At 49.1% G+C, this 17,723-nt stretch carries 15 protein-coding genes; 11 read left to right on the forward strand and 4 right to left on the reverse strand.

Going from position 1 to position 17,723, the window contains the following annotated elements:
• Window positions 1-73: 73 nt before the first annotated feature.
• The gene (locus MKY97_RS09935; protein ID WP_342555279.1) at window positions 74-1,225 is read right to left on the reverse strand and encodes a class I SAM-dependent RNA methyltransferase; all 1,152 of its coding nucleotides are present in this window, start codon (window positions 1,223-1,225) and stop codon (window positions 74-76) included.
• Window positions 1,226-1,520: 295 nt separating this feature from the next.
• Here MKY97_RS09935 and MKY97_RS09940 point away from each other — a divergent pair, with 295 nt between their 5' ends.
• Window positions 1,521-2,153, forward strand: coding sequence for an O-methyltransferase (locus MKY97_RS09940; RefSeq protein WP_342555280.1), 633 nt, complete (start codon window positions 1,521-1,523; stop codon window positions 2,151-2,153).
• A 433-nt stretch (window positions 2,154-2,586) separates the two neighbouring features.
• Here MKY97_RS09940 and MKY97_RS09945 read toward each other — a convergent pair whose 3' ends face one another.
• Window positions 2,587-3,795: an asparaginase gene (locus MKY97_RS09945; protein WP_342555281.1), complete on the reverse strand. Its 1,209-nt coding sequence runs from the start codon at window positions 3,793-3,795 to the stop codon at window positions 2,587-2,589.
• Window positions 3,796-4,222: 427 nt separating this feature from the next.
• Here MKY97_RS09945 and MKY97_RS09950 point away from each other — a divergent pair, with 427 nt between their 5' ends.
• Window positions 4,223-5,422 carry a cytochrome P450 gene (locus tag MKY97_RS09950; RefSeq protein ID WP_342555282.1) on the forward strand — a complete coding sequence of 400 codons (1,200 nt, stop codon included), beginning with the start codon at window positions 4,223-4,225 and terminating at the stop codon, window positions 5,420-5,422.
• 193 nt (window positions 5,423-5,615) lie between these two features.
• Here MKY97_RS09950 and MKY97_RS09955 read toward each other — a convergent pair whose 3' ends face one another.
• On the reverse strand, window positions 5,616-6,827 hold the full coding sequence (locus MKY97_RS09955; protein ID WP_342555283.1) for an MFS transporter: 1,212 nt from the start codon (window positions 6,825-6,827) through the stop codon (window positions 5,616-5,618).
• A 202-nt stretch (window positions 6,828-7,029) separates the two neighbouring features.
• Here MKY97_RS09955 and hemE point away from each other — a divergent pair, with 202 nt between their 5' ends.
• The 6 genes from hemE (at window position 7,030) to MKY97_RS09985 (ending at window position 13,521) form a co-directional block, all read left to right on the forward strand.
• Window positions 7,030-8,094 carry a uroporphyrinogen decarboxylase gene (gene hemE, locus MKY97_RS09960; RefSeq protein WP_342555284.1) on the forward strand — a complete coding sequence of 355 codons (1,065 nt, stop codon included), beginning with the start codon at window positions 7,030-7,032 and terminating at the stop codon, window positions 8,092-8,094.
• Entirely contained in the window at window positions 8,087-9,037 is a 951-nt protein-coding gene (gene hemH / locus MKY97_RS09965) for a ferrochelatase (RefSeq protein WP_342555285.1), read from the forward strand. The genes hemE and hemH overlap by 8 nt, the downstream gene beginning before the upstream one ends.
• On the forward strand, window positions 9,037-10,461 hold the full coding sequence (hemY, locus tag MKY97_RS09970) for a protoporphyrinogen oxidase (RefSeq protein ID WP_342555286.1): 1,425 nt from the start codon (window positions 9,037-9,039) through the stop codon (window positions 10,459-10,461). Before hemH ends, hemY begins: the two co-directional genes overlap by 1 nt.
• Before the next feature lie 193 nt (window positions 10,462-10,654).
• Window positions 10,655-12,055: a CapA family protein gene (locus MKY97_RS09975; RefSeq protein ID WP_342555287.1), complete on the forward strand. Its 1,401-nt coding sequence runs from the start codon at window positions 10,655-10,657 to the stop codon at window positions 12,053-12,055.
• Between the two features lie 26 nt (window positions 12,056-12,081).
• Window positions 12,082-12,834, forward strand: a complete 753-nt coding sequence (locus MKY97_RS09980; protein WP_342555288.1) for a glycerophosphodiester phosphodiesterase family protein — start codon at window positions 12,082-12,084, stop codon at window positions 12,832-12,834.
• 54 nt (window positions 12,835-12,888) lie between these two features.
• Window positions 12,889-13,521, forward strand: coding sequence for a fumarylacetoacetate hydrolase family protein (locus MKY97_RS09985; RefSeq protein WP_342555289.1), 633 nt, complete (start codon window positions 12,889-12,891; stop codon window positions 13,519-13,521).
• Window positions 13,522-13,670: 149 nt separating this feature from the next.
• Here MKY97_RS09985 and MKY97_RS09990 read toward each other — a convergent pair whose 3' ends face one another.
• Entirely contained in the window at window positions 13,671-14,075 is a 405-nt protein-coding gene (locus tag MKY97_RS09990; protein ID WP_342555290.1) for a hypothetical protein, read from the reverse strand.
• Between the two features lie 228 nt (window positions 14,076-14,303).
• Here MKY97_RS09990 and MKY97_RS09995 point away from each other — a divergent pair, with 228 nt between their 5' ends.
• The 3 genes from MKY97_RS09995 to MKY97_RS10005 are packed head-to-tail and all read left to right on the forward strand — an operon-like array spanning window position 14,304 to window position 17,697.
• The gene (locus MKY97_RS09995) at window positions 14,304-15,113 is read left to right on the forward strand and encodes a DUF92 domain-containing protein (RefSeq protein ID WP_342555291.1); all 810 of its coding nucleotides are present in this window, start codon (window positions 14,304-14,306) and stop codon (window positions 15,111-15,113) included.
• Window positions 15,114-15,127: 14 nt separating this feature from the next.
• Window positions 15,128-15,706: a TetR/AcrR family transcriptional regulator gene (locus MKY97_RS10000; protein WP_342555292.1), complete on the forward strand. Its 579-nt coding sequence runs from the start codon at window positions 15,128-15,130 to the stop codon at window positions 15,704-15,706.
• 59 nt (window positions 15,707-15,765) lie between these two features.
• On the forward strand, window positions 15,766-17,697 hold the full coding sequence (locus MKY97_RS10005; protein WP_342555293.1) for an ABC-F family ATP-binding cassette domain-containing protein: 1,932 nt from the start codon (window positions 15,766-15,768) through the stop codon (window positions 17,695-17,697).
• Window positions 17,698-17,723: the final 26 nt, after the last annotated feature.

Here is a 17,723-nt window from a genome sequence, read left to right on the forward strand (position 1 = left end):
AAATTGACGATCTCAAATAAAACCAAAAAACGCTCCACCATAAAGGTCAGAGCGTTTCTTTCCCATAAGTCTATTAAGCTTGCGGTGTTTTGCTGCGCGGAGGCAGCGGCCCTAAGTATTGATAATACTGAGTTTCAATCCGTCCGTTGAACAGCTTGCGGCGCTTGTCCGCTTTATGCCCGAAATACTCTTCAAATGCTTTGGTAGAAGTGATTGCAAAAAACGACCATGTCGGCATTTCCAGATAAGAGCGTCCGAGGGAACGGAGCAGCTTCTGCACTTCTTTTTCTTCACTCAGGCGCTCGCCGTACGGCGGATTGGTAATAATAACGCCATACTCCCCTTGGGGTCTGGCCCGGTGGGCTGGCAGTACGCTGACTTCAATATCTTTGGCGAAGCCTGCACTTTTGATTGCTGCCTGCGCAACTTCAATCGCTTCGGGATCGATGTCACTGCCCGAAATCTGCAGCGGCACATCGTCACGTACAGCATCGAATGCTTCCTCGCGCGCTTGTTCCCACAGCTCGGCAGGGATCACATCCCAATTCTCGGAGTTAAACGTGCGGCGAAGCCCCGGCGCGATATTCCAGCCGATCATGGCTGCTTCAATCAGCATGGTGCCTGAACCGCAGCAGGGATCGTAGAACGGGCGGGATACATTCCAGCGGCTGAGCTGAATCAGGGCAGCTGCCAGTGTTTCTTTGAGCGGTGCCTCGGTAACGAGTTTGCGGTATCCGCGTTTGTGAAGCCCTGGTCCTGTCGTATCGAGTGTAATAAGCGCGCGGTCATTCAAAAGAATGACTTCGACGACATAACGTGCACCGTTTTCGGGGAACCATTCGGTGTGGTGTGTCAGCTTCAGCTTTTCGACAATCGCCTTTTTGACGATCCCTTGAGATGCAGGCACGCTGCTGAGCTGGGACTTCTGGGAACGGCCTTCTACAGGAAATTCACCGTCTGCAGGAATCCACTCTTCCCAAGGCAGTGCTTTGGTGCCTTCAAACAATTCATCAAAGGTGGTTGCAGGGAACTCGCCCATATTAACCAGCACGCGGTCAGAACTTCTCAGCCACAGGTTACAGCGGCAAATGTCAATATAATCTCCTGTGAAAAATACCCGGCCGTTATCGACCTTGACGTCGTCATACCCCAGCTGTTTCAGTTCCCGGGCAACAACGGCCTCAAGTCCCATCGCAGAGGTTGCAATCAATTGCAATCGAGCCATGTGAATACATTCAACTCCATTTCGGGCTGCAGCGGGATCTCCCTCTGACAGCGATATTGTAACGGTGCGGCCTTGCCGCATTCCGTGAAAAAACTTACAATGAGTAATGCGGTCGATACTGCAAAGAATTCAATGCAGGGAATACAGTATTCATTGCTGCTTTGTGTTGGATAACAAACATTCATTATAAAACATTGGCATCCATAAGAAAAGCGATCCAGGAGCATTTATGCGGAAAGCTGTCTAAAAGCATTTCTATGGAACGCAGTCCAAGTGTGCAAGGAGGAACTACGTGGTGAATCTCACCCCTGACGAATATGTAAATCAATTGTTTCAAGAGGATGAGCTCTTGTTAAAAGTAAAAGAAGCCATTCGAGCGAACGGAATGCCTGAGGTTTCAGTGGCGGCGGCATACGGCCGTCTGCTGACCTTCCTCGCCAAAACCTCGAAGGCTGAGGCGGTGCTCGAAATCGGTGTGCTTGGCGGATACAGCGGCATCTGCCTGGCCCGTGGTTTAAGCGAAGGGGGAACGTTGACTTCCCTTGAATTGAAAGAAGAGTACGCAGCAATGGCTCGCGGACATCTGGAGGAAGGTGGCTTTGGCAGCCAAGTGCAGTACCGGATCGGACCTGCAGCAGACAGCCTTGAGCAGCTGGCGCAGGAAGGGCGGACCTTCGATTTCTTCTTTATTGACGCAGATAAAGAAAATTATCCAGTCTATTTGGATTATGCAATTCGCCTTGCGCGTCCAGGGGCAGTCATTGTAGGAGACAACTGTTTTCTGCGAGGGCGTACGCTTAACCCGGACAAGCAGGGTCCAGCCGTGCTTGCTGTTCGTCGTTTCAATGAACAGATGGCGAGTGACCCGCGTCTCATCACGACCATGCTGCCGGACTATGACGGACTTGCACTCGCTTGGGTGAAATAAGTAATAAGAATGTGAAAACTTCGCAGGAGTCTGATTTGCCGATCTTTTTTTGGAAGGCGATGAGACGCTGAGCGAAGTTTTTTTAATCGACTTGATTTTCCTGAAAATTTGACCTCTTAAACAACGGGGAGTGATACATGAAATATTACGTTTTATAACTTATAATTTTAATATATGGAGGTGCTGCTTTGAGATCATTCTTTGTATTTGTTTCTCTGCTGCTCATGTTGGGTTTTGCATTTCATTTTCTGAATGTTTACACTCCGATTTTAATTATGCCGGTGTATATCGTATTAGTTACCTTTCTGTTTTGTTTGATTGTCTATTCATTGATTAAATATTTTAAATTGAATTTGAAAAAGAGATGAACCCTTTCTTGGTGGAAAAGGTTCATCTCTTTGTTTATAAAGCGGATTTAACAATAAATAAGTGCTTATACCTCTGGTGTGCCATAGGTCTCAAACCATTGTTTGATCGTATTAAAATCACTACTGAAGGATAATCCGAGCATTAATAGAATGCGTGCTTGCTGCGGACTGAGGTTATCCCCGGCAATGATGCCCTTACCCCCGCCATATACACTCCCAGAACCTGTCCGGGTTGTCGTTACGAAAATAACGCCTTCTTCAATCGCTTTAGTACGGGCTTGACCCATCGCTCTGGAGATGCCGCCTGCGCCTGTGCCGGAGGTGACGATCCCCTTCACTCCGTTTTTCACAAAGCCTTCAATCGCTCCGCCACCTGCTTCTTGGTAGGAGATTACAATCTCTACTTTCGCCAAGTCGGTTTTGGAGATTTTGCCAAGATCGAATGCAGGTTTCATTGTACCGCCGGGTTTCATGGCGCGTGCAGGGGCGCGGTAGATCCGGATGTTTTCTTCGTCGATATAACCGACAGCACCGAGCATAGGCGTTTCAAAGGTGTCCGTTCGGTAATCATTCGTTTTCGTTACACCTCGAGCGAGCTGGATTGTATCATTGAGCATCAATACGGTACCGAATGATTTAGTCCGGCCGCTGCCTGCCAGTTTGATGGCGTTGTACAGATTGGCCTGAGCATCGGAACCGATTACCGTCCATGGCCGCATTGAGCCTGTGATGACAACAGGTTTATCGCTTTGAACCGTCAAGTCGAGGAAATAGGCAATCTCCTCCATCGTGTCAGTACCTGTCGTTACCACGACACTGTCATACTGGGCGAGCGCTTGATCTACCGTTCGAGATAGGTCGTAGAGGTCGGCCATCGTATAGGAGCCTGATCCGGAATTGCCGAACTGCAGTGTGCTTACATCTGCAATTTTTTGCTTGTCCGGTAAATCTTTAACCATGTCAGCAATGAGCAGCGTGCCTGCCTTGTAATTTTGGAAGCTGGTAGCATCCTCGGATTGCCCGGCAATCGTTCCGCCCGTACCAATGACAAGTACATTAGGAAGGGAGGAAAGTTTGGAAGTTTCCGGTAAGGGAGGGATCGCTGTGTTCCGTGCAGGCGTGGTGGGTGCGTTCTGAACAGCGCCTGTAGTGCCTTTCACCTCTACGGCTGCGGCTTGAGCGGTATAGGTTCCGATAGGTGAGAGAGAGAGTGTGAGTGCGAGTGCTGCCGTGCTCCAAACGGCCCAAGGACGAAGGTTAGATAGTTTTGTCATGCTGACACGCTCCTTCAAGTGAGTTTTGTGTGAGGTAATCTCTTTTTTATGTATGTAGATTGAAATGAGTGTATTATATGTTAGATAACTTTACAAATTTAAATTTTAATAGAAATAGCGGTTACATTCGAAGTCTTACAGAGAAAAAACGCTGTTTTATAAGAAATTTGAGAGATCTTTTTAGAAAAATCCGTTTGTTTTGGAGAGGTATACAAAAGGTTAATATTGTTTTAATACTCTAAAATCATTTTTTGTGTCATTAAATATAACATTTATGTTTATTCGACAAATTCAGGGTAGTTTGGAGCAGAGGTTGGGCCATGGGACTTATTTATGCTGTTTTTATTGGAATTACAATCCAGTTGTGTATATAATGAAGAAGAACTTATATGTAAAAAAATATATATTATTGATTGGAGGAAGCACGATGAAACAAGCACCCCGAAAGTACGCCAATTATATTCCAATTCGGGAACTGCACAGCAAGGAGCGGCAATTATCTCCCTTCCAGGTGTATGCAGAACTTCGTGAGAACACTCCAGTCCGATATGACGAGCACCGCGAATGCTGGGATGTGTTTCGGTATGAAGATGTGCAGTATGTGTTGAAAAATCCCAAGCTGTTCTCATCCGAGCGCAACCGGGCGAACACCAGCATTCTAACGACAGATCCTCCAAAGCACAAGCAGCTCCGCGATCTGGTCAATCAGGCGTTTACTCCCAAAGCTATTGAAGCTTTGGCGCCGCGCATTCAGCAAATTACCGATGAACTGCTGGCTGATCACCTATCAAGTTCAAGGATGAATCTGATTGATGACCTCGCAGCTCCGCTGCCTGTCATTGTTATTGCCGAACTGATTGGGGTTCCCGCTGCAGACCGCCGAGATTTCAAGCTTTGGTCTGATGTACTGGTGCAAGGCGCACGCGATGATAGCGAAGAGGCCTTTCAGGAGATGGCCAGAGAGAAGCAGCAGAACATACAGGAGTTATATGCCTATTTTACAGATATCATGGAACAGCGCCGGGTAGAGCCACAGGATGATCTGATCTCCCTGCTGCTGGCAGCCGAGATCGAGGGGCAGAAGTTAACAGAAGAAGAAGTGATTAATTTCTGTATTCTCCTGCTGGTTGCGGGAAACGAAACCACAACCAATCTGATCGCCAATGCAGTGCGTGTCCTCTCTGAACAACCTGAATTGCAAAAGGAGCTGCGGGAGCACCCGGATCGCGTGGCTGGCGCCGTAGAAGAAACATTGAGGTATTATCCGCCAATTGTAGCGATTGGGCGTGTGGCACGGGAAACGGTGGAACTGCACGGACAAACGATTCAGGCGGGAGATCAGGTTATATCCTGGGTTGGGGCAGCGAATCGTGACCCTGCACAGTTTGACCAGGCTGATACGTTTGTGCCGGAACGCAAACCGAATCGACATATGGGATTCGGGTTTGGCATCCATTTCTGTCTCGGTGCACCATTGGCTCGTCTGGAAGCAAGAGCTGCCCTGCACACGCTTCTTCAACGTATGGAACATATACAGCTGGTTCCCGAAACCGGTTTGGAGCCGATTCAAAGCGCTTTTGTTTTTGGAGTGAAGGAATACCCGATACAGTTTCGCGAACGACATTAGAGGCGGCTCCGTTTCCCGTTTCCCGATGCTGTATTTTGTTTCATGAAATAAATATCGAAGCTTATGTATAAGAAAAGCCGCTTCAACCCCGGATGGGGCTGAGCGGCTTTTGCTGCGTATCATGCCTTTATTGCATCTTTATTTGAATCCTTACACTTTCCTGCAGTGTCTCTTGATCAGACAAATGTCAGCCTCATGGTTCTCCTGCACGAACGGGTTTTTTGTACAGCTTGAATCGAACCCAAACCATATTCAGCAGCAGTAATCCGCCCGAAACGATAAACAGTCCCTCAATGCCGATGAACCCGGCCATGAAGCCGCCGATGACTGCGCCGAGCATGTTGCCGAGCGCCAGTGTGCTTGTGTTAAAGCTGAAGGCCCGGCTGATCATGCTATCAGGTGTATAACCGCGAATCAAAGCATTCACACTCGGGAGCAGTCCGCCCATAAATACTCCCATGACAAAACGGACGAGAATGAGCTGCCATACGGTTTGAACAAAAGCCTGCGGTATAAGCATAATTCCGGTTCCGATCAGGGAAAAGGTCAGCACTCTGTGTGAGCCGATCCGATCGCTAAGTTTTCCAAGCACCGGCGACATCGCCATATTGGATAAACCTGTGACAGCGCCAACCATCCCCGCCCAGAAAGCGACATTTACTGCCGTCCCGTGCAGTTTCTGCACATAGAGAGGCAGGAGAGACATTGGGCTGATCATCGCAAACTGCAGCAGGAACGTCACAGCGAAGAGTGCGGGAAGCTGAGGTGATTTGCTGAGCTCCTTCAACCCCGACAAGACCGATTGATCCGGAAGTTTTGCGGCTTTTTGCCGGTCGAACTGCTCTCGAACCAAGAACATCGCCAGCATGGAAGCTGCAAAGATGAGTCCGCCTGTGATATAGAAAATGGGACGGAATCCTACGGCATCCGCAAGCAGTCCGCCAATGAGCGGCCCCAGAATGGTGCCTGCCACTTGACCGGACTGACTGATTCCCATGGCAAAACCCATACGGTCCTTCGGTGTTGTGCCTGAGATCAGGGCGACGGCAGCCGGGTTAAAACCGGAGATGGTCCCGTTAAGCAGACGCAGCAGCAGCAGCTGCCAAGGGTTCTGTGCAAGACCCATCAGCGCAATGACAACAGCCATCCCGAACCCGGAGCGAAGCAGCATAATTTTTCGTCCGTATTTATCGGACAGCTTGCCCCAGAGCGGCTGAAATAAAAAAGAGGTAAGGAAATTGGCGGCAAAAATGAATCCGGCCCAAATGCCAATCTCATGTTCTCCCACAACACCCAGATCCCTGGCAAGAAATAGAGATAGAAACGGGGTAATCATGGTCATTCCCGCGTTGACCAGAAACTGTCCGAACCAAAGCACAATGAGGTTGACTTTCCACGTTTTCAAAGTGCTTTCACTTCCTTTCGAAGATTTTCTGTAATTCTCAAAAAAGTCGATTCTTTCATTATATCACAAATGGCATATGGACGGAGGGTGTAACGAATGTCATAGTATTGTCACTTGGAACACATCTCCATAAGGTTGTTACGGCTGTTTAAAAAGGGCATAATGGTAGTTATGAGTCCAAAAACTATTGGAGGCTTCTTACATGAGCTATAACGATCGTCTGATTCGGGCAAGTTTTAAACAGCAGGTAGACCGTGTGCCGGTATGGTATATGCGCCAGGCTGGACGTTACGATCCCGAATACCGCAAAATTAAAGAAAAGTATTCCTTGCTTGAAATATGCCAGCAGCCTGAACTGGCGGCTGAAGTTACACTAATGCCTGTGCGCAAACTGGGTGTGGATGCGGCTATTTTGTATTCCGATATTATGAATCCGGTTGCTTCGCTGGGTATTGATTTTGACATTGTGAAAAATATAGGTCCGGTTATTGATAATCCGATACGTTCGGCAGCAGATGTGGAACGTCTTCGTCCCATTGACGTGGAGGGAGACCTTTCGCATATTTTGGAAACGATTCGTATTCTGGACAAAGAACTTGACGTGCCTCTGATTACATTTGCAGGTGCTCCGTTCACGATTGCGAGCTACCTCATTGAAGGTCAGCCTTCAAAAGGGTATATCCGGACTAAAACGATGATGTACAGTGAGCCGGAATTATGGCACAAACTGATGCAGAAGCTTGGTGATATGGTCATTACATATATCCGTGCCCATATCGCAAATGGCGGTAAGGCATTTCAACTGTTTGACAGCTGGGTGGGTGCTCTCTCTCCCAAAGACTTCAAAACGTATGTGCTGCCAACGATTACTCGTATCTTTACCGAATTGTCCGATTTGAATGTACCGAAAATATATTTCCCCGGCGTGGCTTCAGGTGAACTGCTGCCAACCCTGCAGGATCTGCAGGCGAATGTCATTGGGCTGGATTGGAGAGTTTCCATTTCAGAAGGACGCAGACGTCTGGGCGGTAAATTCGCCGTGCAGGGCAACCTTGATCCGTATATCCTGACTGGGCCAATGGATTTAATCAAAGAACAGGCAAAAGCGATTATTAATGATGGGATCAAGGAGCCGGGGTATATTTTCAATCTGGGACATGGCTTGTTCCCCGAAGCTTCTCTTGATAAATTAAAAGAGTTAACCGCTTATATTCATGAGTATTCAGCAGAAGCCTTGAAGACGGGAGTGACGGTAAGCAATGACTAATACTGTAGGTGTTTTGGTGATGTCGTATGGCACACCTGAGAATATGGAAAGTGTTGAAGCGTATTACACACATATCCGTAGAGGCCGTCCGCCGGAGCCTGAACAGCTAAAAGAGCTGACGGATCGGTACGAAGCGATTGTTGGCGGTGTTTTCCCGCTGCGGGAAAACACGGACAACCAGGTGAAAACTCTTCAGGAGACGCTGCAGCAGGATCAGCGCCGGAATGGCACTGAGTTCCGCTGTTACCAGGGATTGAAGCATGCATATCCTTTTATTGAGGATGGCGTGGAGCAGATGGCAAAGGACGGTATCCAGACCGCCATTGGCATAGTGCTTGCCCCCCATTTCTCAACGATGAGTGTGGGCAGTTACATCAAGCGTGCACGGGAGAAAGCCGAAGAACTTGGCATTCAGATGTCCTTTATCGAAAGCTATCATCTGCATCCGAAGCTGATTCAGGCTCTTTCTGCACGTGTGAGTGCGAAGCTGGACGCTTTCGAGGAAGCGGGAGCGAAACGCGGGGATGTGAAGGTGCTGTTCAGTGCTCACAGTCTGCCGGCACGCATTGTGGATATGGGTGACCCGTACCCGAACCAACTGCTGGAGACTTCTGAAGCTATCGCTTCGCGTGTAGGGATTACCAACTGGCAGTTTACTTGGCAGAGTGCGGGACGAACAGCTGAGCCGTGGCTCGGCCCGGATATTCTGGACACACTTCAGGAGCTTTCGCGTGAACAGGTGGAGGATGTACTCGTGGCACCGATCGGCTTTGTATCGGATCATCTGGAAGTGCTGTATGATCTCGACATTGAAGCCAAAGCGATCGCGAAAGAAATGGATATGCGTTTGATGCGTATCGACTCGCTTAATAGTGATCCTTTGTATATGGAGACGTTGAGTGACTCTATCATAAGCCAATGGCAGCAAGGGTCTGATAACTAATGGAAGACAAGAAACGCCGTATTGTTATTGTTGGCGGGGGCCTGACGGGCCTCAGCGCAGCATTTTATATTCGCAAGCATTACAGGGAAGCTGGAGTTGAACCTGCAATCACGCTGCTTGAGAAAAGCTCGTCCATGGGCGGTATGATTGAAACGCTGCACCGGGACGGATTTGTAATCGAGAAGGGACCGGATTCCTTCCTTGCTCGCAAAACGGCGATGATTGACCTGGCGAAGGAACTGGAGATGGATCATGAACTGGTCAGCCAGAACCCGGAGTCCAAGAAAACATACATTATGCAGCGCGGCAAGCTTCACCCAATGCCAGCTGGTCTGGTGCTTGGTATTCCGACAGAGCTGAAGCCTTTTCTGAAAAGCGGGCTTGTCTCGCCGGCAGGCAAGCTGCGGGCGCTGATGGATTTTGTTATTCCGCCGAAGCGTACTACCGAGGATGAATCTCTTGGTTATATGATCGAGCGCAGGCTGGGCACGGAAGTGCTGGAGAATCTAACCGAACCGCTTCTTGCGGGTATTTATGCAGGCGACATGCGGAGACTTAGCCTGCAGGCGACCTTTCCGCAGTTTGGAGAGGTAGAGCGGGATTACGGCAGTCTGATCCGGGGCATGATGACTGGGCGCAAGCCAACCGAAACGCATACGGGGACCAAACGCAGCGCGTTTTTGAACTTCCGCCAGGGGCTGCAGAGTCTTGTGCATGCACTTGTTCACGAGCTGCATGATGTGGACCAGCGCCTGAATACGGCAGCCGTATCATTACAGCGCCTGAACTCTCAGGATGCGAGATATCATGTTGAACTCGATAACGGACAACTTTTGGAGGCAGATGACGTTGTAATCACCGTGCCGACCTATGTGGCTTCTGGGCTGTTGAAACCACATGTGGATACATCAGCGCTGGATGCAATCAATTATGTATCTGTTGCTAATGTCGTACTGGCTTTTGAGAAAAAAGAAGTGGAACATGTCTTCGACGGTTCAGGGTTCCTGGTGCCGCGAAAAGAAGGCCGCAACATTACGGCCTGCACGTGGACATCGACCAAATGGCTTCATACCAGCCCGGACGACAAAGTCCTGCTTCGCTGTTACGTTGGCCGTTCAGGGGATGAGCAGAATGTGGAGCTTCCCGATGAGGCGCTTACGGAGCTGGTGATGAAAGATCTGAGAGAAACGATGGGCATTCAAGCCGCACCGATTTTCTCCGAGATTACAAGATTGCGAAAATCAATGCCGCAGTATCCTGTCGGCCATCTGCAGCAGCTTGCCAACCTTCGCCAAGAGCTTGGAGATAAAATTCCGGGTGTTTACATCGCGGGAGCCGGATATGAAGGGGTAGGGCTGCCGGATTGTATCAGACAAGCAAAAGAAATGTCCGTGCAGGCCGCTGCGCAGCTCACCGCGAAGTGAATCATAGATCGTATATATTCGCCGTCTTCACTGTAGCAGGATGTACAGAAGAGACGGCTTCTTTTTTGGTGTTGAATGATGCGGCGGCTGTTTTTTTATCCTGATAAGCAGTTTAAAAGGAAAAGTGTACATCCAGAATATGCTTGATATAATGGTATGCATATGGAACTTTTGTACAGAAGAGGAGTTGCTTATGTATCCCCCAAGATCACAGCGAAGCTCAGTGAAGAAAAAAGTAAGGCGGACCCGTAATATAAAGATCAGAATCATCAATGTCATATTGATTGCATCGATTGGTCTTATCGGCGTATTTTATATGCTAAACACACGTGTCCAGCAGCCTGAACAGCCTGCCAGTCAAGAGGTTGTGCAGCAGGAGCCGCCATCGAAAATCGATAATCAGGGCGGGGATGCTTTAACCATGCCAGAGGATGAACCAGCCGACAAGTCGGATGAGAATTCCGTCCCGGCTGATGAGAAGACGGATGCAGCATCGGACAATAATACCGAAGATCGTACTGAAGAAGGTGCAGGAGAAACACCGGGGACAGGCGCCGAAAAACCCGCTGCGGGAACCAAACCTGCGAACTCGGAACAAGGGAACTCGGGGAAGGCGGATCACAAAGGAACAACTCCAACATCGGATCCGTCCAAGAACGTCACGATTCATTTTGTAGGTGATATTCAATTTTCCGGTAAAGTGGCAGAGCTGCTGGAGAAGAACGGCTATAACTATCCGTTTGCCAAGCTGGGCAGCATGTTTCAGGATGATGATCTGACAATCGGTAATCTGGAGACCCCTGTAACCCATGGCGGTACGAGCGCGGCGGACAAAACGTACGTCTATAAATCCTCGCCCAAAGCTTTGCAAGCTATGGCGGCCGCAGGATTTGATGCCGTTAACTTGGCTAACAATCACATTCTGGACCAAGGTGTAGAGGGTCTGGTGGATACCCTGAGTTATCTCAAGGATTATGGGATTGCTCATACCGGTGCAGGAATGAATGCTGAAGAAGCCTACGAGCCTGCTTATTTCGAACGTAAAGGCATGAAGATCGCGCTGCTTGGTTTCAGTCGGGTTGTTCCGGTAGCGAGCTGGAAGGCAGACGGTAATCGGGCTGGTGTGGCGGAAGCTTATGATCCAACGAGAGCAGCAGCAGCGATACAGGAGGCAAAGAAGAAAGCTGACCTGGTCATCGTTGCTGCCCATTGGGGAGTGGAACGTGTAAGTACGCCGAATGCGGATCAAACGCGGCTTGCCCATGCGTTTGTGGATGCCGGTGCTGATCTGGTCATCGGCGGTCACCCTCATGTTTTGCAAGGGCTTGAGTACTACAAGGGAAAATGGATTGCCTATAGTACAGGGAATTTTATTTTCACGAGATCAACGAATGAAGAAACCTGGAAAACAGCTGTATTTCAGGCGAGCTGCAGCCGGGATGCAGCATGCAGCATGAAAGTAATTCCGTACGAGGCTGCACTTGGGCAGGCTGTGCCCATGCTTGATGATGCAAACCGGCTTCTGCTCGAACAGATGGCGAAGCTGTCGCCAGGCGTTCGGGTTAACGCGGATGGAACTGCGGTACCTAACTAAGAAAACACTGCTGAGGAGAGATGATCATGAACAATCTGTGTGTAGCCCATCGTGGGTTTTCTTCCACTGCACCGGAGAACACGATGGCGGCATTTAGTATGGCGATGGAAAGACCGGAAGTTCAATGGCTGGAGCTGGATGTGCAGTTATCACGAGACGGTGTGCCTGTAGTCATCCACGATTTCACGTTGGAACGTACGACGAATGGCAAGGGACGAGTGAAGGATACGGACTGGGCTGCGCTGAAACTGCTGGATGCAGGATCATGGAAAGGCAAGAACTACACAGGTGAGCGTATTCCTTCCCTCAGCGAAGTTCTGGATCGTACATGCGGCAAAGTTCGGTTAAATATTGAACTGAAAACACAAGGGGACATGTATCCAGGCCTGCCTGCGGCCGTAATTCATGAGCTCCGCAAAAGACATATGCAGCATGATGTCGTTATTACTTCCTTTGAACCATCAGCGCTGGTTGAGGTGAAGAAGCTTGCCCCGGAATTGCAAACGGGCCTCATCATTGATGCTAAACCTGCTGATCTGCTTGCAGCACTGAAACAAATGCACTGCACATTCCTCTCACTCGGGTACACCAATGTGGACAAAGCGCTCATGAGCGAAATGAATGCTGCAGGCATTCGAGTGATGGCCTGGACAGTGGATGACAAAGCAGTTATGAAGAAGCTGGCTGCCATTGATCCAGACGTAATGATCTGTACGAATCGGCCTGATGTTTGGGAAGAGGCATTCCAGGAGACGAGCAGCCGCTTTTTCAGACCTTAACCCAAGCGCAGCACAAGACGAAACATTGAATCCAGTAAAGGTGGTTGCAGATCTATGTTGACTAATATTCGCAATGTATATTGTGTAGGACGCAATTATAAACTTCATGCCGAGGAGCTTGGCAATGCAGTACCGGAAGAACCGATGATTTTTATGAAACCTTCTCATGCTGTTGTGCCTCTGAACGGAGAAGCATTGGAACTGCCAGCTGACAAGGGTGAGGTTCATTATGAGACTGAATTGGTGATTCGTATTGGTCGGGACTATGAGTCCGGAGTGCAGGTAGATGAGCTGGTGGATGCGTATGCGTTCGGTATTGATTTTACGCTGCGAGATGTACAGACGGTGATTAAGAAAAAAGGGCACCCGTGGACGGCTGCGAAAGGATTTAAAAACGCTGCGCCCGTCACATCTTTTCAGACATTTCCCGGAGCAGCAGCGCTGCTCGAAAAGGACTTTACTCTGACGAAGAACGGTGTTCAGGTTCAGCGTGGCAATATAGTTAATATGATTTTCAGCCTTCAGGACATCGTGGATTATGTAGGTCATCATTATGGCCTGGGGCCGGGAGATATTATTTTCACGGGTACGCCCGAGGGTGTGGGTGCCGCACAGGTTGGAGATGTGCTTGAACTGTCATGGGGCTCAGAACCGATAGGGGCATGTACAATCAAGGCAGCGGAGTAACCCATTAACGAGAGCGCCTGCAAGGGGTTAAGCAAAAACTCATATCAGGATCGATTAACGTGAGCGGAGGGGGCGTGATATACGCTCCTTTTTGCATTGCGCTGCCTTGAAAAATCTCAATTTCAAAAATAATTCCAGCCAAGGCTTGCTTAGATATAGGCTTTATCTGCACTGGCTGTAATGAGTCCTGCGATTTCCATGGACTGAAGGGCGTGCTGCTCGAAACTGATGCTTCCGCTGGCAAGACGTTCATCCAGCTGTGCCTGGAGCTGTTTGATCTGAATGGCAATGGCTTTGGCGTAATTCCCGCCGCTGCTCTCCGCAATCGTTCGCAGTGAGTGTCCTTGATACAGTTTCTCCTTCAGTTCCTCCTCTGAAGCTTGGTTCAGTGCAGCAAGCAGTTCGTCGCCCTCATTCTCTCTGCTGTTATTCAGATCAACAATGGACCATTTGGGCTCGGGAATGGGAGAGATGGTTGTTTTGCTCCACGCAGACCCGGCAAAAGACATCGTAATCATCATTGTGCCCAGTATAAAAACTCTCTTCATATTCATCGTCATGTTCCTCGTTTCTATCGTTGTGTACGAACTGAATCGCAGCTGTTCTGGTTGTATGAGCTAACTTTATTGTAACCCGTGAACCTGAAGCGAAGCTTAAAAGTATATAAGGTTTGGCCTGGCTGCATGTTCAGTTTCGGCATTGGCCTCAAACCGTGGTATAATTAACTTTCAAAAATATAAAACGTCATGTGCACGGTATGAGTGTCACATGGAGGAGAGTTTATGGATTGGATTACTGGCGCTGTATGCGCTTCGCTGGTGGCCGGGGCCGCTTATGCAAAAAAATCGCTAACCCTGTCTGGATGCGCCGCAGCCATCTTGATGGGTACGATATATTACGGGGCAGGCAATCTGCTCTGGTTTGGCACGCTTTTGTTATTTTTCATCACGTCAACGCTGCTTTCCCGGTTTCGCAAAGATCGGAAGCAGGAGATGGAAAAGTCTTATGCCAAGACAGGTAATCGGGATGCCGGTCAAGTTATGGCTAATGGCGGCATAGGGATGCTGTTATGTTTGGCTAACTGGTTTATTCCACATCCGGCGTGGTTGTATGCTTTTATCGGAGTAATGGGAACGGTCACCTCAGACACCTGGGCAACGGAGATTGGAAGTCTCAGCCGCAAGCCGCCTCGTTCTGTACTTACATGGAAAGTGTTGACTCCGGGAGCCTCGGGTGGAGTTTCACTGTTAGGGAGCTTCGCAGCGGCCTTGGGTGGTGCTGTGATTGGTACGGGGGCGTTTGTCTTCACATGGTTTAGCGGAATAGAACAATCAGGCTGGTTCGGCTGGATTCTGGTTGGATTGATCAGCGGGCTGGCAGGTGCTTTCGCGGATTCCTATCTTGGTGCATCCGTGCAGAAGATGTATCGCTGCACCGTATGCGGACGAGAGGTCGAAGTTCATGAACACTGTGGTGAGCCAACAAAACAGGTTCGAGGCTGGTCCTGGATGAGTAATGATCTGGTCAACGTACTGAGTTCTGTGATCGGCGGATGTACGGCCATAGGGTTAGGCATCATTTTCGCGCTATAGGGAGGGAATACAGGTTGAATATGGTACAGGGAGACAAATCGGAGGCTATTTTGGATGCGGCTTATGGCATTTTCGGGTCGAAAGGTTTTTACGAAACCAAAATGTCCGATATTGCCGATGAGGCTGGCATTGCAAAGGGCACGATTTATTTATATTTTAAAAGCAAGGAACAATTGTTTGTCGCGGTATCCAAACGGGACTGCAACAGCTTTATCAGCCGTCTGGACTATGCGCTGCAATCACATGAGAATACGGGCGACAAACTTGGCGCCATAGCAAAGACACATCTTACTTATTATTATGAACGCCGCAATCATACCAAGTTGTTTTTTATGGCACCCAACAATGATCCGGATTTGATGAAGTTTATGAAAGCTTTTATGAACGACTATATGAGCATGGTATGTAAGGTTCTTGAAAGTGCAGGCGTCCCAGAGCCTGTGCTGCTGGCAGAAGCGTATATCGGTATTCTGGATCGGCTGAAGATGGATATCATGCTGAATCCGGATTTTAATGAGCAGGATCTGAACAAACGAATCGCTTTTGCGGCGGCGTTGTTTTTAGACGGATGTCGTTCCTTTCTGCGAGTATAAGCAGTTAGGAGACGCGAGACAGAGCATTTCAAATAATAGAGAAGTGTGGGTAACGGGCAATGAATATAATGACGGTAGAACAGATTGCAAAAAGTTATGGCGAGAAAATCCTGTTTAAGGATGCTTCCTTTGGTATGGCGGATCAGGATAAAATCGGCGTAGTGGGTGTGAACGGTACCGGGAAATCCACGTTTTTGCGAGTTATAGCAGGTTTGGAGCCCGCAGATGAGGGACAAATCTCGATTGGTAATGATGTGCGAGTGCAGTTTTTGGCGCAGAATCCGGAATTCAATCCGAACAATACGGTGCTGCAGCAGGTGTTTGAGGGTGATAGTGCCGAGATGAAAACGGTACGCGAATACACGGAAACGATGGAGCTGCTGGAATTACACCCTTCGGACAACTCGCTGAATGAACGCCTGATGCATCTGAACCAACAGATGGAGCATCTCCAGCTCTGGCAGATGGAAAGTGAAGCGAAGAGTATATTATCCAAGCTGGGCATACAGCAATTCGATGCGCTTATGGGCACTTTGTCAGGTGGACAGCGAAAAAGGGTTGCACTTGCTTCGGCGTTGATTCATCCTTGTGAACTGCTCATTCTGGATGAGCCGACGAACCATATCGATAATGATTCCGTTGTTTGGCTGGAGCAGTACCTGCAGAAGCGCCGCGGTGCACTGCTGATGATTACGCATGACCGGTACTTCCTGGATCGGGTTGCCAATGTCATGCTGGAACTGGATCACGGACGATTGTTCCGGTATGAAGCGAATTATACGCGTTTCCTGGAACTAAAGGCTGAACGTGAAGAACGGGAGTCGGCGTCGGAACAAAAGCGCCAAAACCTGCTTCGGACCGAACTTGCGTGGATTCGCCGGGGCGCCAAAGCGCGGACAACCAAACAAAAAGCGAGAATCGATCGCTTTGAACAACTCAGAGATCAGCAGGGGGTTCAGCGTTCTGGCTCGCTGGAAGTGTCTGTTGGTTCCACACGTTTAGGTAAGAAGATATTGGAGATTGAAAATCTCTCCAAATCGATCGAGGGTCGCAAGCTGATCGACGATCTCAGCTATATTGCAGTCCCTGGCGACCGGGTGGGCATCGTGGGCCCGAATGGCAGCGGTAAGTCTACCTTACTGCAGATGATTTCGGGACGATTGCAGCCCGACGCTGGTGAGGTTGTGTTGGGGCCAACGGTAAACCTCGGTTACTTCACACAAGAGCATCAGGAGATGGATGAGACGATGCGTGTAATCGAGTACATCAAGGAAGTGGCTGAGAATGTCAAAACGGCAGATGGTTCACTCATTACGGCATCGCAGATGCTTGAACGTTTTTTATTTAATCCGACAGCACAATGGACGCCGATTGCCCGGCTGTCTGGCGGAGAAAAACGCCGTCTGTATCTGCTTCGAATCCTGATGGCGGCTCCGAATGTGCTGCTGCTGGATGAGCCTACGAATGATCTGGATATTCAGACGCTTGCTGTACTTGAAGACTATCTGGATGATTTTCCGGGTGTAGTGTTTGTTGTATCCCATGATCGGTACTTCCTGGACCGGACAGTAGACAAAGTATTGGCATTTGAGGGGAACGGTGCGATCCGTGTACATGTCGGAGATTACAGCGAATACGCAGAATGGATGCTGAAAAATGCCGCTGGAAATCAGGAAAGCAGTGCTGGATCTGTCAAGAAATCGTCCATCGTGAAAAGTTCTGAAGCTCCCGCAGCAGTTCCAGCAAAACCCAAATTGAAGTTCAGCTTCAAGGAGCAGCGTGAATATGATCAGATCGATGAAAACATCGAGAAGGCCGAAGCGAATCTGTCCCGAATCAACAAGGAGATGGAAGAAGCCTTCAGTGATTCGGCACGACTGCAGGAATTAATGGCGGAGCAGGCTGAGGCTGAGCGTCATCTGGATGAATTGATGGAGCGCTGGACCATACTGAACGAGCTTGCAGAACAGATTGAGCAGAGTAAATCCTGACTCGAATATAGACGAAATCCATAACA

This window comes from Paenibacillus sp. FSL R7-0652 (assembly GCF_038595045.1).
GTDB lineage: Bacteria > Bacillota > Bacilli > Paenibacillales > Paenibacillaceae > Paenibacillus.

Bases quoted from the DNA above. Each gene is read 5' to 3' on its own strand.
- MKY97_RS09990 (WP_342555290.1), bottom strand. From the start codon at position 14,075: ATGAATATGAAGAGAGTTTTTATACTGGGCACAATGATGATTACGATG.
- MKY97_RS09985 (WP_342555289.1), top strand. From the start codon at position 12,889: ATGTTGACTAATATTCGCAATGTATATTGTGTAGGACGCAATTATAAA.
- MKY97_RS09950 (WP_342555282.1), top strand. From the start codon at position 4,223: ATGAAACAAGCACCCCGAAAGTACGCCAATTATATTCCAATTCGGGAA.
- MKY97_RS09975 (WP_342555287.1), top strand. From the start codon at position 10,655: ATGTATCCCCCAAGATCACAGCGAAGCTCAGTGAAGAAAAAAGTAAGG.
- MKY97_RS09935 (WP_342555279.1), bottom strand. From the start codon at position 1,225: ATGGCTCGATTGCAATTGATTGCAACCTCTGCGATGGGACTTGAGGCC.
- hemE (WP_342555284.1), top strand. From the start codon at position 7,030: ATGAGCTATAACGATCGTCTGATTCGGGCAAGTTTTAAACAGCAGGTA.
- MKY97_RS09995 (WP_342555291.1), top strand. From the start codon at position 14,304: ATGGATTGGATTACTGGCGCTGTATGCGCTTCGCTGGTGGCCGGGGCC.
- hemH (WP_342555285.1), top strand. From the start codon at position 8,087: ATGACTAATACTGTAGGTGTTTTGGTGATGTCGTATGGCACACCTGAG.
- MKY97_RS09980 (WP_342555288.1), top strand. From the start codon at position 12,082: ATGAACAATCTGTGTGTAGCCCATCGTGGGTTTTCTTCCACTGCACCG.
- hemY (WP_342555286.1), top strand. From the start codon at position 9,037: ATGGAAGACAAGAAACGCCGTATTGTTATTGTTGGCGGGGGCCTGACG.
- MKY97_RS09945 (WP_342555281.1), bottom strand. From the start codon at position 3,795: ATGACAAAACTATCTAACCTTCGTCCTTGGGCCGTTTGGAGCACGGCA.
- MKY97_RS10005 (WP_342555293.1), top strand. From the start codon at position 15,766: ATGAATATAATGACGGTAGAACAGATTGCAAAAAGTTATGGCGAGAAA.